Raw genomic sequence first — 23,610 nt, 5'->3', positions numbered from 1 at the left:
AGCCCGGTCTCTTCCAGCGTGACCGCCACCTGGGCCAGCAGCGGTCCCTGCGAGGTGCCGTTGACGAACCAGTCGTAAATCTGCGCGGCAATCAGCGTCGGCGTGGAAAAGAAGAAGGGATCGATCCAGTTCATCCGTCCCGCCAGCTCCCAGCCGCCCAGTCCTGCCACCAGCAGGCCGATGCGCAAACTGACGATCAGCCAGTACCGTTTGTTTATGCTGCGCTTGGCCTCGCGCTCGAAAATCTCATCGGAAATCGCGGTCATTGCTTCCATTGTCACTTCCATTGTCTTAGGTTCTTGGCCAGTCCACTAATCGATGTGGACTTCCTCGCGCAGGTCCGCCCAGATCTCACGTGACAGTTCGACAAAGCGTTTGTCATAGCGGATCTCCGAGGTCACGCGCGGACGCGGCAGGTTGATCTCGTAGACGCGCTTGAGCGTGGCCGGGCGCGCCGTCAGCACGAGGACCCGATCGGCCAAGGCGATGGCCTCTTCCAGGTCATGCGTGACAAACACCACCGAGCCGGTGTTTTGTGACCACAGCTGCAGCAACTCGTCCTGCATCAGCGTGCGGGTCTGCATGTCGAGCGCGCTAAAGGGCTCATCCATCAGCAGGATCTGAGGATTGTTGATGAAGGTCTGCGCCAGCGCCACGCGCTTGCGCATGCCGCCCGAGAGCTGGTGCCGGTAGTGGTTGGCGAACTTGGCCAGCCCGACCTTGCGCAACCATTGTTCGGCCAGGGCGTAGGCCGTGTCCTTACTGCTGCCGCGGAAGAGCGGTCCGGCGGCGACGTTGTGCAATACCTTGTTCCAGGGAAAGACCGCGTCGGCCTGGAACACGAAGCCGATGCTCGGATCGATCCCGTTGACGCGATTGCCATTCAGGCGGACCTCGCCCGCGCTGGGCTTGAGCAACCCTGTGATCAGGCTGAGGGTGGTCGATTTGCCGCAGCCGGTCGGCCCAACGATGGCGACGAACTCGCCTTTGCCCACACGCATCGAGAAGTCTCGCAGTGCGACGGTGGCGGTGCCATCGGGTGAAATGTACCGGCAGGAGACACGCTCGAACTCGATAGCCGGGGTGTCTGGTGACGTTGTCTTGATCATGGAGAATCCTTGCTGCCGCCGGCCGGTGGCGCGGGCGGGTTGTGACATCACGGGGTCAATCCACCGGTTCATTTGACCCGTTCGACAAACTCGTTGGAGTAGGTACGATTGAGCTCGACATGCTTGCCTTTAACGGTCGGATCGAATGAGGCGAGCACCTTGAGCACCGTTTCGGGGCCGCCGGCGGGCATCCTGCCGTCGTCCGTGAACATGGGCAGCGAGGCGCCCAGGGCCTTGACGTAGAGCTCGCGGTTATTGCCGTAGTAGTCCTTGGGCATCTTCTGCGCGATCTCCTCGGCGCTGTGGGCCTTGATGAAGCGCATGGTCTTGACGAAGGCGCGCGTCAGCTTCTGCACCTGCTCCTTGTGCCCTTCCACCCAGGCGCGCTGCATATAAAGGCTGGAGGCCGGATAAAGCCCGCCCAGTGCCTGGGTGGTGCCCTCGGCCGTGCGCATGTCGACCAGCACCTGCGCCTCGCCCGGCACCTTGCCGAACACCACCACGGCCTCTACTTCCTTGCCCTTGCTCTGCAGGTCAATGGTGTGATCGTAGAAGCCCACCACGCCCTGCACCGCGCCGGCCAGCAGTTCGTTTTCGGCGTCGACCCCGGCCGGCTTCGAGAGGATCTCGACGTCGAGCCCCTCCTCCTTGAAGTAGCCCAGCTGCTCGGTCAGCCTGGCTGGCAGGTAGATGATCTTGGTCGCGCCGCCCACCATGATCGACAGCTTGCCATCGGCCGCGCGAACCGTGCCCGCCGCCGCCAGCGTTGCGAACATGACCGCGAACACGCCCTTGCTGATTGCATTCATGCCTGTCTCCTTTGTTTGGGTGCCCGGGCCCGGCAACCGAGCCGTTGCGGGTCCTGGTACCCGGGCGACCTCTGCCATGCTTGCCCGGGCCACCGCACTGAGGTCGACTCATTCTAGGCAGCGAAATCCTTCAGCCAGCTTTCTCCACCGTTAAGGGAAAGTCCCGAGGACATAGCAGCCGCATTGACAGGTAGTTGACAGCCTTCCCTTCGTAGAATCTGGCCCGTGGTTGGCTGAATCAGCCAGCAATTCCGGCAGCAGAAGGCCACGTCCGGTTCGCAAGGCATAGCCGGCGCAAGAGCTAGGACCTCGCTGGCGGACGCGTTTCGCGTCCCTTCACCACAAGAGGCGCTCCTGACCCAAGGGCACAGGCCGGCCGACAAACTTCAATGAGACTGCCATGGCTCGCGCCGTTGCTAAGGAGCGCGTATGCCACACGGCTAGCCGGTGCAGTCTCTCACATCGCAATAGGAAAATAGATGGAATACCGCGCAAGCGAAAAAATCCCCACCACCCTGATCCCTGGCGATGGAATCGGACCAGAAGTGGTGGAGGCAACCGTCAAGGTCCTCGACGCGCTCGGCGCCCCCTTCGCGTGGGACATCCAGCAGGCCGGCATGGCTGGTATCGAGTGCGGCGGCGATCCGCTGCCGGACGCTACGCTGGACAGCATCCGCCGCACCGGCCTCGCCCTCAAGGGACCACTGACCACGCCGGTGGGGGGTGGCTTTCGCTCGGTCAATGTGCGCCTGCGCGAGGCATTCAATCTCTATGCCAATGTGCGGCCGGCCCGCACGCTGGTGCCGGGACGCTTCGAGGATATTGACTTAGTGCTAGTGCGCGAGAACGTGGGCGGTTTCTACGTGGCGCATGATTACTACATTCCGGTCGGCGACGATCCGCATGCGGTGGCGGTGTCCACCGGCACCAACACGCGCGACGCGTGCCGGCGAATTGCTCGCTTCGCCTTCGAGTATGCCGTCAGGAACGCGCGCAAGAAGATCACGGTGGTACACAAAGCCAATATCCTCAAGGCCCTGACCGGCATCTTCCTTGATGCCGCGCGTGAGGTGGCCAAGGACTACGCCGATCGCGTGATCATGGACGACCGCATTGTCGATGCCTGCGCCATGCAACTGGTGCTGAACCCCTGGCAGTTCGACATGCTGCTCTGTACCAATCTGTTCGGTGACATTCTGTCGGACCAGATCGCCGGTTTGGTGGGCGGGCTAGGCATGGCGCCGGGCGCCAATATCGGCGAGCATGCGGCAATCTTCGAAGCCGTGCACGGCTCGGCTCCCGATATTGCGGGCAAGGGCATCGCCAATCCGATTTCGCTGATGCTTGCCGCTGGCCTGATGCTCGAGCACGTTGGCCGACAGGACATGGCCTTGCGGCTGCGCCAGGCCATCGAGCAGACGCTCAACGTGGATCAGGTGAAGACCGGCGACCTCAAGGGCACGGCCTCCACGCTGCATTTTGCCGACGCCGTGGCGAAGCGCATCGCTTTGTCCCGCTGAGGCGCGAGTTCCGAACGCCATACCGATGATCAGACCAAGGGCCGGGCTGCTGGATAGTTTCGTTGTACCGCAGCACCGGCCTTCAACCGCAAGGAGACACTTCATGCAAACCACCTCACATACTTTACCTCCCGCCGAGGCGCAGCAAACCGCAATCAAGCCGCGCTTCTGGCCCGAAGGCTGGTGGAAGTTAATGGAGTTCCGGATCGGTATCATCCCGCTGCCGGTTTACGTGATCCTGCTCGCGCTGATCGCGGGCTTCGCAGTCACTGGCAAGGTCCCCGGCGAGATCTCGATGGCGATCGCCGTGCTCGCCTTCTTTGGCTTCACCTGTGCGGAAATCGGCAAACGCCTGCCGATCATTCGCAACATCGGTGCCGCTGCGATCTTCGCGACCTTCATTCCGTCGGCGCTGACTTACTATCACCTGCTGCCCAAGCCGATCCTGAGCCTCACGACGGAGTTCACCAAGTCCACCAACTTCCTGTATCTGTTCATCGCGTCAATCATCGTTGGCAGCATTCTCAGCATGGACCGAAGGGTGCTGATACAGGGCTTCATCAAGATATTCATTCCACTAGCGGTCGGCTCGATCGCAGCCGGCATCGTCGGGACGGCCGTGGGCACGGCGCTTGGACTCGGCGCGCACCATACGTTCTTCTACATCGTGGTGCCGATCATGGCGGGCGGTGTCGGCGAAGGCGCGATTCCGCTGTCGATCGGGTACTCGGAGATCCTCCATCTGCCTCAGGGCGACCTGTTCGCGCAAGTGCTGCCGCCCGTGATGCTTGGCAGCCTCACCGCGATCATCCTGTCCGGCGTGCTCGACAAGGTTGGCAAGCGCTTTCCGCACCTCACCGGCGAAGGGCGCCTGCAAGTCGGCGAAGAAGACGAAATGGACCCGGTTCAGGAGGAGATTCGCGGGCATATCGACGTCACCCATATCGCGGCGGCGGGGATCACGGCCATTACGTTGTACCTGCTCGGGCTGATGTGCCGCAACCTGTTCGGGCTGCCGGCGCCGGTCGCCATGCTGTTCCTCGCGGTGCTGGTCAAGATCACCCGTGCCGTGTCTCCACCGCTGCAGGAAGGTGCCTTCGTCGTCTACAAGTTCTTTTCGACGGCGGTGACTTATCCGCTGCTGTTCGCGATCGGCGTGGCGATGACACCGTGGGACAAGCTGATCGCCGCGTTCACGCTCGCCAACATCGTAACGATCGTCGCGACCGTGACGACGCTGATGGGCACGGGCTTCGTGGTTGCGCGGATGCTGAAGATGCATCCGATCGATACGGCGATCGTGAACGCATGCCACAGCGGGCAGGGCGGAACCGGTGACGTCGCGATCCTGACGGCTGCCAACCGGATGACGCTGATGCCGTTTGCGCAGATCGCCACGCGCATCGGCGGCGCGATCGTCGTGACGCTTACGCTGATCGTGCTGGCGCATATGGGGTGATGCGCAGATATCGGCGTACTGACGGTTGGCGCGGGTGTGCATAGTTGGCCATGCACCTTGAGAGAAGCCTCGTATGCACAACGACATCCGGACTATTTTCTATGCGACGGACTTGAGCGAGCGCTGCGAAGAGGTACTTGCTCACTCCATCGGCATGGTCAACCAATGTCGTGCGAGGCTACAGGTGCTCACCGTCATTCCGGACCAGCGCGAGACCTCATTGATTGAGGTCGACTCGCTCGTGCCACACGCGGTCCTGAACAAATACCACGATGGTCGCACCCAGCGGGTCAAGCAGCATATCGAATCACGCATTGATGCCTTTCATGCCGTGCGCGCATTCGCTAACAACGAGGAAATTGCATGAGCACTTCGAACTCGCAACTCACGACCACCGTGCTGATGACACCGGATATGGCAAACTTTTCTGGCAACGTCCATGGAGGAGCGATTCTGAAACTTCTCGATCAGAACGCTTATGCTTGCGCAAGTCGATACGCCGGGCGCTATGTGGTCACGTTGAGCGTTGATCGAGTTACGTTTCTGGAGCCGATACACGTTGGCGAACTTGTCACATTTCTGTCCAGCGTCAACTACACGGGCACGTCTTCCATGGAGATCGGAATCAAGGTGCTGGCCGAAAACATTTGCTCGCAGCAGACGCGGCACGTGAACAGCTGCTTCTTCACAATGGTCGCGGTCGACGCCGAGCGCAAGCCGGTCGCAGTAACGCCGTTAGTGCTGACGACAGCGGAAGAAAAAAGGCGCTTTGCTGCAGCCCAAATCAGACGGACTATCCGCCAGGAACTCGGTGCCCGCTGCCAGGCCGCGGAAGCCATTGCGGCAGTCTAGACGGCATAGCGCCGTCATCATCCAATGCATTTCATTCCGGAATGCATGTCCAAATATGCGCCCAAAAGCGAGCGCGGATGATTGGCCCTGCCGTGGCCGGCGCGTCGACGCCGGGCGCCTGCGCCTGAGCTTGGACGAACACATGCTCAAGCCGAAGGCGTGAGCTGCCTGCTACACGGCCTCGTCGCCCACGGCGCTGCGGATCCGCGCGGCAAGCTTCGCCAGTACGCCCGCCCGGCCGCTACCGGCATCCCGAAACTATCGTCACGACAAGCGGCCGCGGCAACATTCCGGATGCATCAAGATGCCGCTCCACGTAGTCACGCAGGTCGGCCTCAATGGCGGCGTGGAGCGATGTCGGCACCTCTTCCCACAAACGCATCGACCGCGCATGCGCAACCGCCTGGTCGATGGTGAGCGACTCCATCGTTTGGATCCGTTCTTCCCGGACCGCGTGAAAACCGCCGGCGGCCAGCGTCCCGGCAGGCTGGTACTCGGCTTTGGGCCGCGCGTGGCTCAGTGCCACGTGGCGGCCGACAATGTCAACGATGGCCTCTCGAAAATCGCCTGCGTCGTTCTTGTTGACGACGGCGAAGGCCGCGCCTGGCATCAATACACGGCGGATGTTGCGCACTGATGCACCGTCCGAGAACCAGTGGAACGCGCCGAAGGCGGTAGCCCCGCCGAATGCCGCATCGGCAAAATCCAGGCGATCGGCACCCATTACGTGGTACGCGCCCGCCCGCCCCAGCCGGCGCGCCTCGTCGATCATGTCAGGGTCAACGTCGATCCCGACCGGGCGAAAGCCGCTCGCGGTCAGTTGCCGGGTGGCGATGCCCGTGCCGCATCCGATGTCGAGGATGGCTTGCGTCTGTGCGGCCGCCAGAATATCTGCGACCTTGTCCATCACTGCCGTGCTGTAGGACTGGCGTGCCTGGTTGTAGATGGCTGCGGATTCGCCGAATGACATGCGTGGGGTACCCCTGAGATGATGGCCGGTCAGGCCAATCCATGAAAGACAGTCAGCCCGGGTACACAGACGACGCCACCGGGTCGTGCATCATGAAGCGGTCGCGGCCGTTGCGCTTGGCCTGGTACATGGCAGCGTCGGCCTTTTCGAGCAGGAACTCCAGCGACGGCGACGCCGGGATTTCGCAAACCGCGCCGACACTGATGGTGACGCACGGGTGCTCTGGCCAGCCGCCGTGCGGCAGCGCCAGCGAGCGCACGGCATTGAGCAGGCGCAAGCCGACTTCCCGCGTCTCGGCGGGCGCGATCGCCGGCAGCACGATGACGAACTCTTCGCCGCCAACGCGGGCGCAGAAGTCGCTGGGGCCGTTGCGCATGGCTTCGCCGATGGCGGCGGCAACACGGCGCAGGCATTCGTCGCCGTGCACGTGGCCGTGGAGATCGTTGTACTGCTTGAAGTAATCGACGTCGATGATCAGCAGGCCGACGGGAATGCCGCGCTCAAACGCGTCGGCTATCGCGACGGCGGCCTCGCGCTGGAAGTAGCGCCGGTTGAGCGCGCCGGTGAGCGCATCGCGATACAGGTCCGCCTCGATGCGCGAGAGCTTTTCCTCGGTCTCGCCGAGCCGCACCGCCAGGCTGGAGTTTTCCTCCGTCAACGCATGCTCGCGCGAGCGAAAGCGCGTGACGTCGCGCAGGAACACAATGATCCCGACCGGCTGCCGGTGCAGGTTGCGCACCGAATCCACGGTGAGCTCGTAGTCGACGCGCGCCTGCGAAATCAGGTGCGAGCCGCCGCTGCCGGGTGCGCCGCTGCGGCTGGCGGCAATCGCGTCCCGCCAGGCAGGCGGAAACGCGCTGCCCCGCTCTACCCCCGCCAGCAGGCGCCGCGCGGCAGGGTTGAAGTCGACGATGATGTCGTTGGCATTCACGATCACGCAACCCTCTTGCAAGGCATCGAAGACCCTGAGCCTGGCGTAGTGGCCAACGTCATCCAGGTGCCTGCGCAGCGCGCATACCCACACCAGCACCGCCGTCACCGCGAAGGTGGCGGGGGTCAGGTCGCCGCCCAGCGGACCCGTCCATCCGCGCAAGTACGCGATATTGGCCACCAGCGGCAACGCCAGGCCGCCCGCAAGCACCGCCCTTCCCCCGCGGGGCAGGCTGCTGTTTGGCACCCGGGCCGTCAGCAGGAAGTAAACGCTGATCAGCAACAGCAGGTAGGTGTAGGCAGCCGCAGCGGCGTATCCCGGGCCATGGCCGAAGACGGCGCCCGGCGGTGCGCCCCCCGGCACCAGCCGGATCGATGTCCAGATCAGGTGATGCCGTTCGTTGGTAAAGACCAGGGCCAGCGTCACGATATTGATGACGATGGGCAGGGATAGCAGCGACCAAGGGATGACGAATCTTGGCCGGCTGAGCTGGACGATGGCGCAGAGCCAGCCGATGGGCACGGCGACAATGCCGACATATTGCACCTTGGCCCACAGGATGCGGGTTTCCAGGTCGACGGAGTTCAACTCGAGCAGGCGGCCGCCGCTCCATAGCGCGCTCCCCAGGGCCAGCGCCAGGAAGGCCTTGACGATGGGATCGTCCCGCCGTGTCCAGGTTGCGACGGCAACCGTCAGACTTCCGACGACCGCAAAGGTGAGGCAGAGGACAAGGGGGTACGAAGGCATTCGGCCGGTTCCAGGACACGCCCGCCGGCAGCGCCAGCGGTGGATTCTCCGGTCGGATTATAAAGCGGCGCAGCGCGGCCGATCCGTGTCGCGGAAAGACTGAGGCGCTTGCCTGGACGAATGCGCTCTTGTGCAGGCAGCTATGCGGCCGGACTTCGAACTGGCCGTCTAAGCCGATCGGACATCTCCTTGAGCGGCATGGCCAGGATGGCATCGAGCAGCCGGGCCTCGCCGCCATCCGGCGTGGCCTCAGCTTCGACTTGCGACCGGACCTCATTCGTGGCCTGCGCTACGGCAGCCATCACTGCGTCGAGCTCATAGGCCGCCGCCGTTGGACTCAAGCCAAGTTCCTGCCCCGCTTGAATCAGGTCGGTGCGCTGGAGGTCGCCGTAGTGCCTGGCGGCCCCGATCGGCATGGACAATTCGGAATCCGGCCAGTACGGCGCGGTGTCGCGAAAGTTCTTGGTGTCGTACACCACGGTGCTGACGATATCGTAGAACGGTGCAAGGCTGGCCCCCACCCCACTCCGCGCTCCTCCCTCAAAACCCCAACTGCCGCGCGGCCAGGTCTTTCATGATTTCCTCCGACCCGCCGCCGATCATCATGACCTTGACCTCGCGGTACACCCGCTCGCTCAGGGTGCCGCGCATGAAACCCATGCCGCCCAGGATCTGCACGGCCTGGTCTGCGCAGAACTGCATGGCCTGGGTGGCCTGGATCTTGGCCATGCAGGTGCGTGCCACCAGTTGCGCCGGGTCGCCGGCCTGGTGCTGCACGCGGTAAGCCAGGTCGTAGACGAGGTTGCGGGCGGCTTCGATGCGCAGGGCCATGTCGACCAGCTTGTGGCGGATCACCTGGCGCTCCACCAGCGGGTGGCCGAAGGTGCTGCGCTGGCGCGCCCAGTCGAGTGCTTCGTGCAGGCAGGCTTCGGCATAGCCATAGGCGCTGGCGCTCATCCCCAGCCGCTCGGCGTTGAAGTTGCGCATGATGACCTGGAAGCCGCGGTTCTCTTCGCCGATCAGGTTGGCGGCCGGGATCCGGCAGTTGTCGAAATGCAGGTGGGCGGTGTCGGAGGCGAGCCAGCCCATTTTCTTGAGTTCGGTGCGGGTCAGGCCGGGCGGGTTGCCTTCGATCAGGAGCAGGGAAATGCCGCCTGCGCCCTTGTTGGCGGGATCGGTGCGCACCGCGGTGGTGATGAAATCGGCGCGCATGCCGGAGGTGATGAAGGTCTTCTCGCCGTTGACGATGTAGTGGTCGCCGTCGCGCACGGCGGTGGTCTTCAGGCTGGCCACGTCGGAGCCGCCGCCGGGCTCGGTAATGGCCAGGGCGGCGATCTTGTCGCCAGCGATGACCGCGGGCAGCACGCGTTCCTGCAGCGCCTGGCTGCCGGCCGCGACGATGGGCGGCACGCCGATGGAGTGGGAGTGCAGCGACGCGTTGACGCCGCCGGAGCCGCAGCGGGCAAACTCTTCGGCCTGGATCAGGTGATAGAAGATGTCGCCGGGCGTGCCACCGAAGTGTTCCGGGTAACCGAGCCCGAGCAGGCCGACTTCCCCGGCGCGGCGGTACAGCGCGCGGGGAAAGGTCCCGGCTTCGTCCCAGTCATTCACGTAGGGTGTGAGCTCGCGGGCGACGAAGTCGCGCAGCGTGCTGCGGAACTGCGCGTGCTCGGCGGTGAAATAGTGCGCAAGGGGCGGCAGGGTCAGGAGGCTCATCGTGGGTCCTGTTAATGGAGCTGTCGGTGGGGCTGTCAGTGGGCTTTCGGGTCGGGGGTGGCGTGCGGCATGCAAGCCGGCATCCCTCGACCATAGGCCGCGCCGTGCGCTTCGTCTTGCGCAAAGTGGTTGGCCCCGCCAGACCCCAACCAACCACTTAACCACTTAACCACTTAGCCAGGCGGCATGCGATCGAGCTGCCGGGCGGATGCCTCCAGCCCTTGCAGGATGCTGTCCGCCACCTTTTGCGGGAAGCCGTCCGGCAAGGCGGCGCTGACCGTGGCAATGACCGCCGGCGTCTGCGCAACGAGCCGCTGGATGATGCCTTCCGCATCCGGGCCGTGGAAGCACTTGGGCGCCATGGCGTTGAAATGCCGGCGCTGCACGTCCTTGAACAGGTAGTGCCGGTTCTTGCCGGCCACCGCCATGGCCAGCTTGGCCTTGTGCCATGACCACTGGTTTGCCCCAAAGCCAACCACCGGCCAGATCGACATCACGTCATAGAGCGGCGTCATCCGGTAGCGCCCGCCCGGCAGCAGGCGGATGCTGAAATTCTTGGCATGCCCATCGGGCGCCGCCAGCATCCAGAACAGGATCTGCGTGGCGAGGAAGATCTCCAGGTCTTCGTCGGCATGGGTGGATTGCCGCAGGATCTGGGCGATGTCGCGCATGCCCGGGCCGCCGTCCGCTTCGTACTTCAGGTGCGGGGCGACGCCGAGCGCCTGGCAGAAATCCTCCTGCGGCAGGCGCAGGATCCAGCCTCCCGAGGAATGCATCTGCCGGTCGAAGCGCTGCACGCTCAGGACCTTCTGGCTGGCGAAGGTCTTGATTTCGCTATGCGCCACCGGCAGGCCATAGGCGGCGAGGATGGTCAGGCAGAGCCACTCGTTCTCGACCGAGGTACTGAGGTCGGCCCGCTTGTTGCCCACCAGCCCGAGCGGCAGCTTGAGGATGTGCGTGGTGGGCGTGGCGCCGTGGGGCTTCATCCACTGGTTGCCGTGCCACAGCAACGCGGTCTTTTCCTGCGCGCCGGCCAGGGAGATGCGGAAGTCGTCGGCATCGTCCTGCGCGCCCATGCCGGCGGGGCTGACCGTCTGCCGCAGCAGCTTCTCAATGTCGGAGTCGGATTGCGGCGTGCCGTCGATGCGGTCATGGCCTACCGGCTGTTCGTTCTCGCCGAGCAATTGCACGGCGCCGACGCAATCGCGGCCGATGGCTTCCAGCAGGTCGAAGGCTTCCGTGGTTGCCGCCTTGAAGCGCGTGGCCAGGCGCTTGCGGATGGCGTCGCTGTCGGGCAGCAGGTTGTCGAAGTAGTTGCGCACCCGGTCGCCCTTGAGCGGGGAGGTATCTACACCGAAGGGAAGCGACAGGGAAAGTGGGCGTCCGGCGGGCGAGGCCAGCCAGCCTGGGTCGTACTGCAACGCCATGTCGCCCCGCGTGGGGATGCGCCACGTCCCTACCCGCTCGCCATTGGCCCATATCGACAACGCCCGCGCATGCGATCTGCGGCCCATGGCTACCACTCCACCGGCGAGGCTTCGGCGCCCGCCGCGCGCCTATCCTGCACGACGAGTTCCAGGCCGAGGACGCCGATCAGCGCCAGCAACTGGTCGGCGCTGATGCTGCCCGGGTTGAGCTCCATGTGGGAGATGCGGCTCTGGCTGACATCCAGCCGCACGGCCAGGTCCGTCTGCGACAACTTGGCGGCGCGCCGTGCGGATTGCAGCACTTGCCCGAGCTGGCTAGGGGTGGTGAGCAGCTGTTTCATCTTGGTGATCCGGAGTTACCCATCAAATGCGTAATCTCACTTTACAAACAATATGGGTAAATTGCAAATACCAACTAAATGGGTATTTTTCAATTACCCATGTCATGCGTAACCCATGTCCACCGCGATGACGCTGCCGCCTTGCGCAGCGACCCAGCCACTTTCCGCAAGCCTTGCCCCACGCTACTTGGCTACGCTTGCCGCTCTGACCTGCCCCGGGTCTTTGCCGCATCCAATTTGCCATCCAACGCCAGGAGAGTCCGCATGACTGCCAACCCGCCGCCCGCCACCATTGGTGCCGCCCTTCGCCAGGCCAGCCAGCGGTGGGGCCAGCGCACCGCCTACCTCTGCGGGCAGCAGGCCCACAGCTTTGCCGGGATGGAGGCCAGCTCCGCGCGGCTTGCCTGCGGGCTGCTTGGCCTGGGCATCGCCCGTGGCGAGCGCATCGGCGTGATCGGCCTGAACCAGATCGAGTGGCTGCAACTGTTCTTTGCCGCAAGCCGCATCGGCGTGGCGGTGGTGGGCCTGAGCGTGCGCTACCGCGACAACGAGATCGAGCATATGGTCAACGACAGCGCGGTCAAGGCGGTCTTCACGGTGCCGGAGTGCGAGGGCTTTGATTTTCCAGGCATGCTGGCACGGCTGGCGCCGCGCATGCCGGGCTTGTCGCATGTGGTGCTGATCGACCCAATCGACCCAATCGACACGGCGCCATCGGCCGACACCAGCTCACTGCGGCTTTCCACGCTGCTGGCTACCGCGCCGGACCCGGCCGTGCTGGCAGCCGCCGAGGCGCAGGTCGTGCCGCAGGACCTGGCCATGGTGATCTACACCTCGGGCACCACCGGGCGGCCAAAGGGTGCGGGACTGTCCCACCGCAGCATGCTGGCGGCGGCCCTGGCGCAAGCGCGCCATGTGCGCACGACCGAGGCCGACCAGATCCAGCTGGCCCTGCCCTTGAACCACGTGGGCGGCATCACCTGCGGGGTGCTGAACTTCCTGTTGGGCGGCGGCACTTGCGACCTCGTGCCAGCCTTCAAGGCGGACCTGGTGCTCGCCAGGATGCGCCAGCACCCGCCCACCATCTTCTCGGGCGTGCCAACCATGGCCACGTTGCTGCTGATGCACCCCGACTCGGCCAAGGTGGATTTCTCCTCCGTGCGGCTCGTGATCGTGGGCGGCGCCACCGTGGATGCCGCCCTGCTGGAGCAACTGCAGGCCCGCATGCCGCAGGCGACGGTGATGAACCTGTACGGCCTCTCGGAATCCTCCGGGGCGATCGTCATGACGCCCTGGGACGCGCAGCGGCAGGACCTGATGCAATCGATCGGCCGCGTGTTCGACAGCGCCGAGGTGCGGGTGGTCTCGTTTGCCGGCGAAAGCCTGGCCACGGGCGAAATCGGCGAGCTCTGTTACCGTGGCGCGGGCGTTTGCCCGGGCTACGTCGGCGGCGCGGCCGGGGAGGATGGATTCGATGCCCAGGGCTGGCTGCACTCGGGTGACCTGGGTTTTGTGGACGAACGCGGCTATATCCACCTGAAGGGACGCAAGAAGGATATGTATATCCAGGGCGGCTTCAACGTCTATCCGGCCGAGATCGAAGGCGTGATCGCGCGGCACCCGGCGGTGATGATGGTCGCCGGCATCGGCGTGCCCGACCCCGTGCTGGGCGAGATCGGCCGCTACTACATCGTGCCCAAGCCAGGCTGCCAGGTCTCCGAGCAGGAAATCCGCGCGTACTGCGGGACCCGCCTGGCCGATTACAAGGTGCCGCGCCAGGTAGTGCTGCGCGAAGCGCTGCCGCTCACGCCGGCCGGCAAGATCCATAAGGCGGCCTTGCGTACTGAGGGCGCGCCGGATACCCCTGCCCGGCGCGCCTAGCCGGGCATGCCGCTGCCCACCTCCGCACGCTCGCCAATCAGGGCGAGCTTGCGCGAGCCGGCAAAGATATCGCTGGGCTTGAGCCCGAAGGCCTGGCGGATGGAATGGCTGAAGTGGGTGGAGTCCGGATAGCCGGCATCGAGCGCCACATGGGCCAGGTTGGAGTCCTGGGTGACATAGTGCAGCAGGCTGCGGGCGCGCTTCCAGGTCCGGAAGCTGCGAAACGGCGTGCCGACATCCTCCTTGAACAAATGCAGGAAGCGCGAGAAGGACAGATGGGCCGATGCGGCGCATGACTCGGCCGTGGCCGTGGCAGACGGCGCATTGCGGATGCGCTGCACCGCGGCCTCGATACGCGGGTCCAGCTTGCGCGGCGCCAGCGCGTGCCCGAAGAAGATCTGGTCGAAGCTGTCCGCCTGCAGTTCCAGCTCCCGGCCGCGCTCGCTCAGGTAGGCATGCGCCTGGCGCACATGGCGCACAAAGGCCGGATCGTCCACCGGCCCTGCCCGCTCGCGTATCACCGGCGGCAGGCGCGCCAGGTCGATGCTCTCCGCTTCCAGTGCGAGGTCGCAGATCATGCGGTCGTCGCAAGCGACCGAGTGCGGCATGTACGCCGGCACCACCGCCAGTTCCGTGGATGCCCAGGGTCCGTCGTCAAACCGGATGCGGATAGGGGCGCGCAACGCCACGTAAATCAACAGCCCACCCATGGTGCGGACCGAAGGCGAGCCAAGCAGGCCGGCGTAAAACAGCCTGTCGGGGGTGAGCCACATCACCCGGCCGGCGCCGTTCCGGGCGCCAGGCGCCACGGTCGTCGCTGGCGGGCACGCAATGCCTGGTGCTTGCATCTGCATGTCCTTGTCTCCTGCTGGCACCGTCCGCGCCCCGATGGGGGCGTCGTCAGGCCTGCTGGTTATTTGCTCTCGGTGCGCCGCCATGATGCGATGCAAAAATGCGACGCAAAAAGCAGCGTAGCCGGGGCTACCGGCTACGTCTTGCGTCAGGTGGCTATGTCAGGTGGCTATGCCGGCCGCAGGCGGGCCCGGTGCTCAGCCCTTGTCATGGTGCTCATGGTGCGCTTCGTGGTGCTCATCGTAATGCTCGCGATACCGCTGGCGCAACGCGAACTTCTGGATCTTCCCGGTGGACGTGGCCGGCAATGCCGCCAGCAGCAGCACCGCCTTGGGCACCTCGAAGCCGCCCAGGTGGGCCTTGCAGTGCGCGCCCAGTTCGTCCTCCTCGACCCGCGCGCCGGGCTTCAGGGTCACGAAGGCCGTCACCGCCTCGCCCCAGCGCGCATGCGGCAGCCCAACCACCGCCACATTAGCGACGGCGGCATGGCGCAGCAACACTTCCTCGACCTTGATCGAGGGCACGTTTTCGCCGCCGCTCTTGATCATGTCCTTGATCCGGTCGAGGAAAAGCAACTGGCCATCGTCGTCCAGCACGCCAAGATCGCCGGAGTGATGCCAGCCAAAGCGCTGCACGCGGGCGGTAGCCTCGGGGTCCTTGTAATAGCCCAGCATCACGTTCGGCCCGCGAAACACGATCTCGCCGGGCTCGCCCGGGCCGAGCAGCCGGCCGTCGTCGCTCATCACCGCCACCTCGTTGACCACCGTGCCCACGCCCCAGAAGGCGCCAAAGCGCTTGCGCTGCTCCTGCGCCTCGAAAATGGTGGCCGCCGGATACATCTCGGTCTGGCCCGAGCACAGGACGAAGTTGGGGCAGAACGCATCAAGCAGGCGCAGCAGCAGGTTCTTGGGCAGCGGCGCCATGCCGTAGATGCACAGCCGCACGCTGGAGAGATCGGTCGCGGCGAACCGCGGGTGCTCCAGCATGGCCCGGTACATCATCGGCAGCGCCACCACCACGGTGACGCGGTGCCGGGCCAGGTCCGCCAGCACCCGGGCCGGATCGAAGCCGCGCCCGATCACCACGGCATGGCCGCCCAGCAGCGCGCTCATGGTATTGCCATGCTGCGCGCAGTGGAACATCGGCAGCAGGCAGGTAAAGACTTCACTCGCCGTCCCGCAGCCGGTATCGACCAGGTTGGCCGCCAGCACCGAATGCACCGAGGCGTGGGAGTGCATGACACCCTTTTGCGGGCCGGTGGTGCCGCTGGTGTACATGATCTGCGCCAGTTGGCCGCTGGCGATGTCCACATCCGGCAGCGTGGCCGGCTGGCCGGCCAGCGCGTCGGCATGCCGGGTAATGGCTAACCCGGCCAACCCGGCCAGCCCGGCCATCTCATCGGCCACCTCGCCCGCCGGCTCCAGCAACACGACGGCAATGCGCGACGCCGCGACCAGCTCGCCGATGCCGGGCCGCGCCAGCACGGACGCGTCCGCCACCAGGCGCGTCACTTGCGCGTGTTCCAGGATGTACTGGATCGCATCCGGCGCCAGCGCCGTGTTGATCGGCACCCACACCATGCCTGCTTTCTGGATGCCCAGCAGCGCCACGATCATGTCGATCGAGTTGTTGCACAGCATGCCGACACGCTCCGCGCTGCGCATGCCCTGGGCCAGCAGGTAGTGGGCAAACTGGTTGGTGGCGGCGTTCAGCGCTGTATAGCTAAGACTGTGGTCGCCCTCGATCAATGCGGTCCGGGCGCCGAAGCGCCGGGCGCCACGGTGGATCACATCGCCCAGGGCGATGCGCCCGATGCGCTCGCGCGCCTGTTCCGTTGCCGTGCTCATGGTTGTCTCCGGTTGCTCATGGATGCCGCGCGCGCTCAGTTCATCTTGGGCGGCGCAAGCAGGTCGCTGGCCGGGATCCACTTGTCGCCAGCCACCTTCATGATGCGGATGCGGTCGTTGCTCAGGCGGTTGCTGGCGGAGACATTGAAGCCCGGGTTGCCCAGCGCGTCCTGCGGTAGCTTGGTCGACTCCATGACGGCATTGAAGGACTCCGCGCTCAGGTTGCGCCCGGCCTTGTCGGCGATGGTGGCGAAGGTGGTGTAGGCGTAGTAGCTGAACATCGAGTACACGCCCGGGTCTTCATTGAAGCGTTTCTTGTAGGCGGCTGCCCATTGCCGTACCGCCGGGTTTGCATCGTCCGCATAGGGCAGCATGATGAAGGCTGCCGCATGCAGGCCCTCCATGGCCTTGCCGCCCAGCAATGGCACCTGGTGCGCGTAGTTGGCCGAGGTGCCGGCGAAGACCGGGTTGAAGCCAATCTTGCGCGCTTCCTGGACGGAGGCGATGTACTCGCGCATCGTGGAGGCGTTGAACACCAGGTCGCAGTTAGCCGCCTTGAGCCGCGCCATCTGCGAGGAAAAATCGGTGGCGCCGCGCTTGTACGACACCTTCTCCACCAGGGTCATGTTCCTGCTCTTGAGGTAGGCCTGCACGCCTTCCACGGATTCCCGCCCGTAGTCGTCGTCCTGGTACAGCGCGCCCACCCGCTGGTAGGGCTTCTGTTTGAAGAAATAATCCATGATGGTGGTGGACATCAGGAAGTTGGACGGTCCCAGCGCGATCTTGTATGGGCTGGCCGGCTCATACATGTCGCGCGCGGCGCTCTGCGGCATGAAGTTGAAGACCTTGCTTTGCACCAGGAACGGCAGCGTGGCCATATTGGGCGCGGTGCCCAGGTGGCCGATGATGGCAAACACGCCATCCTGCGTGACCAGCTTCTGCGCGGCCAGCACGGCCCGCTTGGGCTCGTAGCCATTGTCTTCCACCACCACCCGCAGCTTGCGGCCCTGCACGCCGCCGCGGGCGTTGATCTCTTCCACGGCCATGGTCATGCCGTTGCGCGACTCCTTGCCGTAGTTGACGATCGGGCCTGACATATCGGTGATCAGGCCGAGCACGATTTCCTTGTCGGTGACGCCGCGCGTCTGCGCGCTCGCGCCGGCGCTGAGCGCGAGCGCAATGGCGGCGATGGTGGTCTTCAAGATCATGGTTGTCTCCTTGTCTTATCGGTTCGTTGCTTTCTTGGTGGTTGCCTTGGCTTCAATGCACGCTCTGCGGCGGCTTGGGTCCCGACTGGATCCTGCTTTGCACGGACCGCGAGTCCGGCGGAAATGAGATAGGCGCCTGGGAGATAGGCGCCTGGGAGATAGGCGCATGGGAGATAGGCGCATGGGAGATAGGCGCATGGCCCTGTGCCTGGCCGCCCGGTGCCGCGGCATCGGCTGGGGCTTCGGCTGCGGGCGGCGGTGCGGACCAGTCGGACAAGCGCTGCCCGCTTTGCGCCAGCGCCGCCAGCAAGGGGGAGATGTCCCAGTAGTCGTAAGGATTGCCGCGCAGGCGGGCGTAGCGCTCCAGCCCGGCTTTGACGCGGGGCAGGCCAATGCTGTCCGCCTGCCACACAGGGCCCCCGAGATAATCGGGAAAGCCATAGCCGGCGGTCCACACCATGTCGATGTCTGCGGGCCGGCAGGCCACGCCCTCCTCCAGCAGCTTGGCGGCCTCGTTGATCAGCGGAAAAATCAGGCGCTCGACGATCTCGGCATCGGTCATGTCGGTGCGCCGGGCGATGCCGTGCGCGCGGCCCAGCGCGGCGCAGATGCGCTCGGCCTCCGGGTCCGCCACCGGTTCGCCGTCCGGATAGCGGTAGTAGCCCGCGCCGCTCTTGCAGCCGAGCCGCCCCAGCATGAACAACGTACGCACCACCGCGCGATAGGCGGGATCCGGCGGCAGCCCCCCGGCCTTGCCGTACTCCAGCACGATCCTGGCGCCCGTGTCGATCCCGGCCAGGTCCAGCATGCGGCACGGCCCCATCGCCATGCCGTAAGCCTGCATCACGGCATCCAGCCGCGCCGGGCTCACGCCCTCCATGAGCAGGAACTCGCTCTCGCGCAGGTAGGCTTCGGCCATGCGGTTGCCGATAAAGCCGAAGCACACGCCCGTCACCACCGCTACCTTGCCGAGCCGCCGGGCCAGGTGCATGGCCGTCATCAGCACATCCGGCGCGGTGGCGCTGCCGCGCACCACTTCGATCAACCGCCCGCCATTGGCCGGGTTGCGGAAATGCAGCCCGGCGAAATCGTGCGGCCGGCCGCAGGCCTCGGCCAGCACCTCCACGTCCAGCGTGGAGGTATTGGTGGCAATGATTGCCCCGGGCTTGCAGGTCTGGCCGAGACGGGCGCACACCTGCTGCTTGAGCGCCATGTCCTCCACCACCGCTTCGATCACCAGTTCGCAGCCGGCCAGTGCGGCGTAGTCCAGCGTGCCGGCGATCAGGCCCATGCGCCTGGCCACCTGATCGGGCTGCAGCCACCCGGCCGCGGCACTGGCCTCGTACTGGGCGCGCACGCACGCCAGGCCCTTGGCCAGCGCCGCGTCGCTGGCCTCGACCAGCGTTACCGGCAAGCCGGCGTCCGCCAGGCTCATGGCGATGCGCCTGCCCATGGTGCCGGCGCCCACCACCCCGGCCGTATGCAGCGCGCGCGGCGTGGTGCCCGAGGGCAACCCGGGCACGCGGGCCGCCTGGCGCTCGGCAAAGAACAGGTGGCGCAGCGCCCGCGATTCCGGCGACGCCACGCAGGCGGCAAGCAAGGCGGCCTCCACCGCCTCGCCCTCGGCGAACGGCAGCGTCGCTGCCGCCTCCACCGCTTGCACAATTGCCGCTGCCGCGGGATAGCGCGCACGCTCCTGCGTGGCGCGCTGCAAGGCCCGCGCGAAGAAGTCCGGCGGGAGCCCGGCAACAGGCGCGGACAGCGTGGACAGCCGGCGCGGCGGCGCCAGCCCCTCCAGCAGGCCTTCCAGAAAATGAAGGCCAGCGGCCAACGGCTCGCCCGGCACCAGCGCATCGACGATGCCGGCGGCCAGCGCCGCCTCGGCGTCGAGCATGCGCCCGCTCAGCATCAGGTCCAGCGCCAGGTCCGCCCCGCAGGCGCGCGGCAGCCGCTGGGAGCCCAGCGAGCCGGGCAGCAGCCCCAGCTTGATCTCGGGCAGCCCGACCCGCGTGCCGGGCACGGCCACGCGGTAATGGCACGCCAGCGCCAGTTCCAGCCCGCCGCCCAGCGCGGTGCCGTGCAGCACGGCCACCACCAGCCGTTCGCTGGCTTCGATCCTGGCCAGGATACGGTTGTAAGGCGCAGCCGTGAAATCCGGGGCATCGAACTGGGCGATGTCGCCGCCCGCCACGAAGGTCCGGCCCGCGCACCAGATCAGCAAGCCATCGAGGGAGGAATCGGCCTCGAAGGCGGCCACCTTGGCATCCAGCCCCGCCACCGTCGCCACCGAGAGCGCGTTCACCGGTGGATGGTCGATGCACAGCAGGCCGATACGGCCGTGCCGGACCAGGCTGACGGGAACCGCTTTGTCTGCGTCGCTCATGGCGCCTCCTGTCGGGGCCGCTTGCTTTCAGGCCACCTTGGGTTCAGGCCACCTTGGCCAGGTACATCGACTCGATCAGCGCGCTGTATTTGTCGTTGACCAGCTTGCGCTTGAGCTTCATGGTGGGCGTCAGTTCCTCATCTTCGGCGCCAAGGCGGGTCTCGATCAGCCGGAATGCCTTGATCTGCTCGACCCGTGCGAACTGCTTGTTGACACGGTCGATCTCCTGACCCACCAGCGCGATCACCTCCTTGCTGCGGCACAGCGAGCCGTAGTCGGAGAAATGCACATCGTGTTCCTGCGCCCACTGCTCCACGTTGTCCTGGTCGATCATCACCAGGCAGCTCAGGTAGGGCCGGCGGTCTCCGATCACCACGGCGTCGGTCACATAGGGGCTGAACTTGAGCTGGTTCTCCCACTCGGATGGCGTGACGTTCTTGCCGCCGGCGGTGATGATCAGGTCCTTCATGCGATCGGTGATATAGAAGTAGCCCTGCTCGTCCACCCGGCCCACGTCGCCCGTGCGCAGCCAGCCATCGGCCATGGTCTCGGCGGTCTTGGCGGGCAGGTTCAGGTAGCCCATGAAGACCTGCGGGCCCCGCACCAGCAGCTCGCCTTCCTGCGAGACCTTCACCTCGGTATGCGGCAAGGCAATGCCGATGCTGCCCGGGCGCGTCCGCCCGGGCGGGTTGCAGGTAGCCGCGCCGGTGATCTCGGTCATGCCCCAGAGCTCGTGCAGCACGATGCCCAGCGCCATATACCAGCGGATCAGGTCGGGCGAGATCGGCGCCGCGCCGGTCACCGCCAGCTGCACGCGGTTCAGGCCCATCATGCGGCGCACGTTGCCCAGCACCAGCGTATCGGCCAGCCAGAGCTTCAGGCGCGCGGCCAGAGGCAACACCGTTGCCTGCCCGTCCTCGCGCACGCGGGCCTGCCCGGCGGCCAGCGCCCAGTCATAGGCCCAGCGCTGCAGGCGGGTCGCTTCCCGGACCGCGATGGTCACGCTGGAATACAGCTTCTCCCACACCCGCGGCACCGCCAGGAAGGCGTCGGGCTGGATCTCGCGAATGTTGTCGAAGATGGTGTCGGGGTTCTCGACAAAGTTGACGACGGCACCGGACAGGATTGAGTAGTACTCGCCAAAGATCCGCTCCGAGACGTGGCACAGCGGCAGGAAGGCCATGCGCTCGCCGATGGTGGTGGCCGGGAGGAACTCGCGCAGCGTCAGGCAGCTGCGCAGCACATTGCGGTGCGACAACATCGCGCCCTTGGGCCGTCCCGTGGTGCCGGAGGTATAGACCAGCACCGCCAGCGCGTCGGCGCTGCCGGCGGCCAGCCGCGCCGCCACCAACCCCGGCTGCCGCGCCCGCGCTTGCCTGCCGAGCGCCAGCAGCGCGTCAAAGCTGAGCACGCCGGGGTCATCGAAGCCGGCCAGCCCTTCCATGTCGTACACGATCACCTTGCGCAGCCGTGGCAGGCGCTCGCGCACCTCCAGGTACTTGTCGAGCTGCTCCTCGTTCTCGGCGAAGAGCATGACGCTGCCCGAGTCGTGGCAAAGATACGCCACCTGCGAAGGCGAGTCGGTGGGATAGATGCCGCTGACCACCGCACCGGCGGTGAGCGCGCCAAGGTCGCTCCACACCCATTCGCGGTTGGTGCTGGACAGCACCGACACCACCTCGCCTGCCTGCAGGCCCAGCTCGGCAAGGCCGGCGGCGACATCGGCCACGATCTCGCCCACTTCGCGCCAGCGATAGCTGCGCCAGACGCCGAGGTCCTTTTGCCGCATCATCACGGCGTCGGCGCGCTGGGCCACGGCGTGCCAGAACATCTGCGGCAGGGTCTCGAATGCCGCTTCGGAAAGGGGCTGCATGGTGTGCGCCGTCGCCATTGTCATTGCCTTTGCCATTGATTGCTCTCGACTTGGTGATCGGTTAGCGCGCTAGCGCCAGGTCTTGCGCTTTTTCCAGCGGCGCTCGCCGCGCACGCCGTTGTCCTTCATGCCCAGGTAGAACTCCTTGATGTCGTCCTTCTCGCGCAGCACGGCGCAGGTGTCCTCGGCCACGATGCGGCCGTTCTCCAGCACATAGCCATAGTCCGCCGCGTTGAGCGCCATATTGGCGTTCTGCTCCACCAGCAAGATGGTGGTGCCGCGCTCGCGGTTGATGCGCACCACGATTTCGAAGATGTCCTTGGTGAGCTTTGGCGACAAGCCCAGGCTGGGCTCGTCGAGCAGGATCAGCTCCGGCGCGGCCATCAGCGCGCGCGAGATCGCCAGCATCTGCTGCTGGCCGCCCGAGAGCAGGCCGGCATCCTGCGCGGCACGCTCGCGCAGCACCGGGAAGTAGTCGTAGACCATCTCCATGTCGCGCGCCACGCCGTCGCGGTCGCGCCGCGTATAGGCACCCATCAGCAGGTTGTCGCGCACCGACAGCAGCGGGAACACCTCCCTGCCCTCGGGCACGTGGCTCAGGCCGCGCCGCACGATCTGGGCCGGATCCATGGCAGCGATGCTCTCGCCCCTGAAGGTGATGCTGCCGCGCGTCGGGTCCAGCACGCCGGAAATGGTCTTGAGGATGGTGGTCTTGCCGGCGCCGTTGGCGCCCAGCACGGTGGCGATGCTGCCGCGCTGCACGGCAAGGCTCACGCCCCGGATCGCCTTGACCGGGCCGTAGGCGCTTTCCACGTTGGCCAGCGCGAGCACTGGCGCGTGCTGGATTTCGCGCATCTTGTCTGCGCCTTGCATCAGGTTCATGCCGCCCTCCGCAGTGAGGCTACGTCGTCCACGGTCCCCAGGTAAGCTTCGATCACGCCGGGGTGCGCCTGGACCTCGGCAGGCGTGCCCTGCGCCAGCACCTGGCCCTGGTTCATCGCCAGCACCCGGTCCGACACGCGCGACACCAGGCTCATGTCGTGCTCCACCATCAGCACGGTGATGCCCAGCTCGCTCTGGATATCGCGGATCCACCAGGCCATGTCCTCGGTCTCCTCCACATTCAGCCCGGAAGACGGCTCGTCCAGCAGCAACAGCCGCGGGCTGCTGCACAAGGCCCGTGCCAGCTCCACCACCTTGCGCACGCCATAGGGCAGGCCCGCCACCAGCGCGTCGCGGTGCGCCTGCAGGTCCAGCAGCTCGATCATCTCCTCGGCCGTGTGGCGCGCGGCCAGCTCCGAGCGGCGCGCGGCGGGGGTAAACAGCAGGTCCGCCCAGAAGCCGCTGGCGCGATGCGTGTGGTGGCCGATCAGCAGGTTCTGCAGCACCGTGGCGTGCTCGAACAGCTCGATATTCTGGAAGGTGCGCGCGATGCCCTGCGCGGCGATCGCGTGTGGCGGCAACCGTGTCAGGCTGCTGCCCTGCCACAGGATTTCGCCGCTGGTGGGTGGATAGATGCGGCTGATCAGGTTGAACACCGTGGTCTTGCCGGCCCCGTTGGGCCCGATCAGCGTAAAGACCTCGCCGCGCCGCACATCGAAGCTCACGCCGCCAAGCGCCAGCACGCCGCCAAAGCGCACCGACAGGTCGCGCACGCTGAGAAGAGTGTCTGTCATGCGGGCCTC

The 23,610-nt window shown here is 65.8% G+C and carries 20 protein-coding genes and 1 pseudogene; 5 read left to right on the top strand and 16 right to left on the bottom strand.

Annotation, left to right across the window (positions count from 1 at the left end):
* From AC1RWI_RS12095 to AC1RWI_RS12085, 3 genes and pseudogenes are all read right to left on the bottom strand, one after another.
* Positions 1-287 (bottom strand): annotated as a pseudogene (locus AC1RWI_RS12095) (ABC transporter permease); the annotation flags it as partial.
* Positions 288-311: 24 nt separating this feature from the next.
* Positions 312-1,109: an ABC transporter ATP-binding protein gene (locus tag AC1RWI_RS12090; protein ID WP_492866627.1), complete on the bottom strand. Its 798-nt coding sequence runs from the start codon at positions 1,107-1,109 to the stop codon at positions 312-314.
* 68 nt (positions 1,110-1,177) lie between these two features.
* Complete coding sequence (locus AC1RWI_RS12085; protein ID WP_492866625.1) at positions 1,178-1,918, bottom strand: ABC transporter substrate-binding protein; 741 nt, start codon at positions 1,916-1,918, stop codon at positions 1,178-1,180.
* A 479-nt stretch (positions 1,919-2,397) separates the two neighbouring features.
* Between AC1RWI_RS12085 and AC1RWI_RS12080 the strand changes: the two genes are divergently transcribed.
* The 4 genes from AC1RWI_RS12080 to AC1RWI_RS12065 all read left to right on the top strand — a co-directional run bounded on the left by AC1RWI_RS12080 (position 2,398) and on the right by AC1RWI_RS12065 (position 5,749).
* Entirely contained in the window at positions 2,398-3,438 is a 1,041-nt protein-coding gene (locus AC1RWI_RS12080) for an isocitrate/isopropylmalate dehydrogenase family protein (RefSeq protein WP_492866623.1), read from the top strand.
* A 103-nt stretch (positions 3,439-3,541) separates the two neighbouring features.
* Positions 3,542-4,897, top strand: coding sequence for a 2-hydroxycarboxylate transporter family protein (locus AC1RWI_RS12075; protein WP_043355215.1), 1,356 nt, complete (start codon positions 3,542-3,544; stop codon positions 4,895-4,897).
* Between the two features lie 73 nt (positions 4,898-4,970).
* Positions 4,971-5,264 (top strand): hypothetical protein, encoded by a 294-nt coding sequence (locus AC1RWI_RS12070; protein WP_492866621.1) that lies wholly within the window; start codon positions 4,971-4,973, stop codon positions 5,262-5,264.
* The gene (locus AC1RWI_RS12065) at positions 5,261-5,749 is read left to right on the top strand and encodes an acyl-CoA thioesterase (protein WP_492866619.1); all 489 of its coding nucleotides are present in this window, start codon (positions 5,261-5,263) and stop codon (positions 5,747-5,749) included. The genes AC1RWI_RS12070 and AC1RWI_RS12065 overlap by 4 nt, the downstream gene beginning before the upstream one ends.
* 241 nt (positions 5,750-5,990) lie before the next feature.
* Here AC1RWI_RS12065 and AC1RWI_RS12060 read toward each other — a convergent pair whose 3' ends face one another.
* The 6 genes from AC1RWI_RS12060 to AC1RWI_RS12035 form a co-directional block, all read right to left on the bottom strand.
* Complete coding sequence (locus tag AC1RWI_RS12060; protein ID WP_492866617.1) at positions 5,991-6,719, bottom strand: class I SAM-dependent methyltransferase; 729 nt, start codon at positions 6,717-6,719, stop codon at positions 5,991-5,993.
* Positions 6,720-6,771: 52 nt separating this feature from the next.
* Positions 6,772-8,397: a histidine kinase N-terminal 7TM domain-containing protein gene (locus tag AC1RWI_RS12055; protein ID WP_492866615.1), complete on the bottom strand. Its 1,626-nt coding sequence runs from the start codon at positions 8,395-8,397 to the stop codon at positions 6,772-6,774.
* 140 nt (positions 8,398-8,537) lie between these two features.
* Entirely contained in the window at positions 8,538-8,918 is a 381-nt protein-coding gene (locus AC1RWI_RS12050) for a HipA domain-containing protein (RefSeq protein ID WP_043355206.1), read from the bottom strand.
* 19 nt (positions 8,919-8,937) lie between these two features.
* On the bottom strand, positions 8,938-10,113 hold the full coding sequence (locus AC1RWI_RS12045) for an acyl-CoA dehydrogenase family protein (RefSeq protein WP_492866613.1): 1,176 nt from the start codon (positions 10,111-10,113) through the stop codon (positions 8,938-8,940).
* A gap of 173 nt (positions 10,114-10,286) precedes the next feature.
* Positions 10,287-11,627 carry a type II toxin-antitoxin system HipA family toxin gene (locus AC1RWI_RS12040; protein WP_492866611.1) on the bottom strand — a complete coding sequence of 447 codons (1,341 nt, stop codon included), beginning with the start codon at positions 11,625-11,627 and terminating at the stop codon, positions 10,287-10,289.
* A gap of 2 nt (positions 11,628-11,629) precedes the next feature.
* Complete coding sequence (locus tag AC1RWI_RS12035) at positions 11,630-11,881, bottom strand: helix-turn-helix domain-containing protein (RefSeq protein WP_492866609.1); 252 nt, start codon at positions 11,879-11,881, stop codon at positions 11,630-11,632.
* 264 nt (positions 11,882-12,145) lie between these two features.
* Between AC1RWI_RS12035 and AC1RWI_RS12030 the strand changes: the two genes are divergently transcribed.
* The gene (locus AC1RWI_RS12030) at positions 12,146-13,762 is read left to right on the top strand and encodes a class I adenylate-forming enzyme family protein (RefSeq protein WP_492866607.1); all 1,617 of its coding nucleotides are present in this window, start codon (positions 12,146-12,148) and stop codon (positions 13,760-13,762) included.
* Here AC1RWI_RS12030 and AC1RWI_RS12025 read toward each other — a convergent pair.
* The 7 genes from AC1RWI_RS12025 to AC1RWI_RS11995 form a co-directional block, all read right to left on the bottom strand.
* Positions 13,759-14,616 carry a helix-turn-helix transcriptional regulator gene (locus AC1RWI_RS12025; RefSeq protein WP_236702072.1) on the bottom strand — a complete coding sequence of 286 codons (858 nt, stop codon included), beginning with the start codon at positions 14,614-14,616 and terminating at the stop codon, positions 13,759-13,761. The two genes, AC1RWI_RS12030 and AC1RWI_RS12025, sit on opposite strands and share 4 nt — an antisense overlap.
* Positions 14,617-14,811: 195 nt before the next feature.
* Positions 14,812-16,461, bottom strand: coding sequence for a class I adenylate-forming enzyme family protein (locus tag AC1RWI_RS12020; protein ID WP_492866605.1), 1,650 nt, complete (start codon positions 16,459-16,461; stop codon positions 14,812-14,814).
* 35 nt (positions 16,462-16,496) lie between these two features.
* Positions 16,497-17,669: an ABC transporter substrate-binding protein gene (locus AC1RWI_RS12015; RefSeq protein ID WP_492866603.1), complete on the bottom strand. Its 1,173-nt coding sequence runs from the start codon at positions 17,667-17,669 to the stop codon at positions 16,497-16,499.
* A gap of 52 nt (positions 17,670-17,721) precedes the next feature.
* The gene (locus tag AC1RWI_RS12010; protein ID WP_492866601.1) at positions 17,722-20,052 is read right to left on the bottom strand and encodes a 3-hydroxyacyl-CoA dehydrogenase NAD-binding domain-containing protein; all 2,331 of its coding nucleotides are present in this window, start codon (positions 20,050-20,052) and stop codon (positions 17,722-17,724) included.
* Between the two features lie 43 nt (positions 20,053-20,095).
* Positions 20,096-21,925, bottom strand: a complete 1,830-nt coding sequence (locus AC1RWI_RS12005) for an AMP-dependent synthetase/ligase (protein WP_043358175.1) — start codon at positions 21,923-21,925, stop codon at positions 20,096-20,098.
* Positions 21,926-21,994: 69 nt separating this feature from the next.
* A complete protein-coding gene (locus tag AC1RWI_RS12000) occupies positions 21,995-22,807 on the bottom strand; it encodes an ABC transporter ATP-binding protein (RefSeq protein ID WP_492866599.1) in 813 nt (270 codons plus the stop codon).
* The gene (locus AC1RWI_RS11995; RefSeq protein ID WP_492866597.1) at positions 22,804-23,601 is read right to left on the bottom strand and encodes an ABC transporter ATP-binding protein; all 798 of its coding nucleotides are present in this window, start codon (positions 23,599-23,601) and stop codon (positions 22,804-22,806) included. Before AC1RWI_RS11995 ends, AC1RWI_RS12000 begins: the two co-directional genes overlap by 4 nt.
* Positions 23,602-23,610 lie beyond the last annotated feature (9 nt).

It is taken from the genome of Cupriavidus sp. MPR-AND1C (genome assembly GCF_058809705.1).
The sequence above is the reverse complement of the archived record's forward strand: the minus strand, read 5'-3'. Positions and strand labels throughout refer to the sequence as shown.

Coding starts and splice junctions, on each gene's coding strand:
- AC1RWI_RS12010 (WP_492866601.1), bottom strand. CDS start 20,052: ATGAGCGACGCAGACAAAGCGGTTCCCGTCAGCCTGGTCCGGCACGGC.
- AC1RWI_RS12015 (WP_492866603.1), bottom strand. CDS start 17,669: ATGATCTTGAAGACCACCATCGCCGCCATTGCGCTCGCGCTCAGCGCC.
- AC1RWI_RS12070 (WP_492866621.1), top strand. CDS start 4,971: ATGCACAACGACATCCGGACTATTTTCTATGCGACGGACTTGAGCGAG.
- AC1RWI_RS12055 (WP_492866615.1), bottom strand. CDS start 8,397: ATGCCTTCGTACCCCCTTGTCCTCTGCCTCACCTTTGCGGTCGTCGGA.
- AC1RWI_RS12085 (WP_492866625.1), bottom strand. CDS start 1,918: ATGAATGCAATCAGCAAGGGCGTGTTCGCGGTCATGTTCGCAACGCTG.
- AC1RWI_RS12025 (WP_236702072.1), bottom strand. CDS start 14,616: ATGCAGATGCAAGCACCAGGCATTGCGTGCCCGCCAGCGACGACCGTG.
- AC1RWI_RS12075 (WP_043355215.1), top strand. CDS start 3,542: ATGCAAACCACCTCACATACTTTACCTCCCGCCGAGGCGCAGCAAACC.
- AC1RWI_RS12040 (WP_492866611.1), bottom strand. CDS start 11,627: ATGGGCCGCAGATCGCATGCGCGGGCGTTGTCGATATGGGCCAATGGC.
- AC1RWI_RS12045 (WP_492866613.1), bottom strand. CDS start 10,113: ATGAGCCTCCTGACCCTGCCGCCCCTTGCGCACTATTTCACCGCCGAG.
- AC1RWI_RS12065 (WP_492866619.1), top strand. CDS start 5,261: ATGAGCACTTCGAACTCGCAACTCACGACCACCGTGCTGATGACACCG.
- AC1RWI_RS12005 (WP_043358175.1), bottom strand. CDS start 21,925: ATGCAGCCCCTTTCCGAAGCGGCATTCGAGACCCTGCCGCAGATGTTC.
- AC1RWI_RS12030 (WP_492866607.1), top strand. CDS start 12,146: ATGACTGCCAACCCGCCGCCCGCCACCATTGGTGCCGCCCTTCGCCAG.
- AC1RWI_RS12060 (WP_492866617.1), bottom strand. CDS start 6,719: ATGTCATTCGGCGAATCCGCAGCCATCTACAACCAGGCACGCCAGTCC.
- AC1RWI_RS12080 (WP_492866623.1), top strand. CDS start 2,398: ATGGAATACCGCGCAAGCGAAAAAATCCCCACCACCCTGATCCCTGGC.
- AC1RWI_RS12000 (WP_492866599.1), bottom strand. CDS start 22,807: ATGAACCTGATGCAAGGCGCAGACAAGATGCGCGAAATCCAGCACGCG.
- AC1RWI_RS12090 (WP_492866627.1), bottom strand. CDS start 1,109: ATGATCAAGACAACGTCACCAGACACCCCGGCTATCGAGTTCGAGCGT.
- AC1RWI_RS12035 (WP_492866609.1), bottom strand. CDS start 11,881: ATGAAACAGCTGCTCACCACCCCTAGCCAGCTCGGGCAAGTGCTGCAA.
- AC1RWI_RS12020 (WP_492866605.1), bottom strand. CDS start 16,461: ATGAGCACGGCAACGGAACAGGCGCGCGAGCGCATCGGGCGCATCGCC.
- AC1RWI_RS11995 (WP_492866597.1), bottom strand. CDS start 23,601: ATGACAGACACTCTTCTCAGCGTGCGCGACCTGTCGGTGCGCTTTGGC.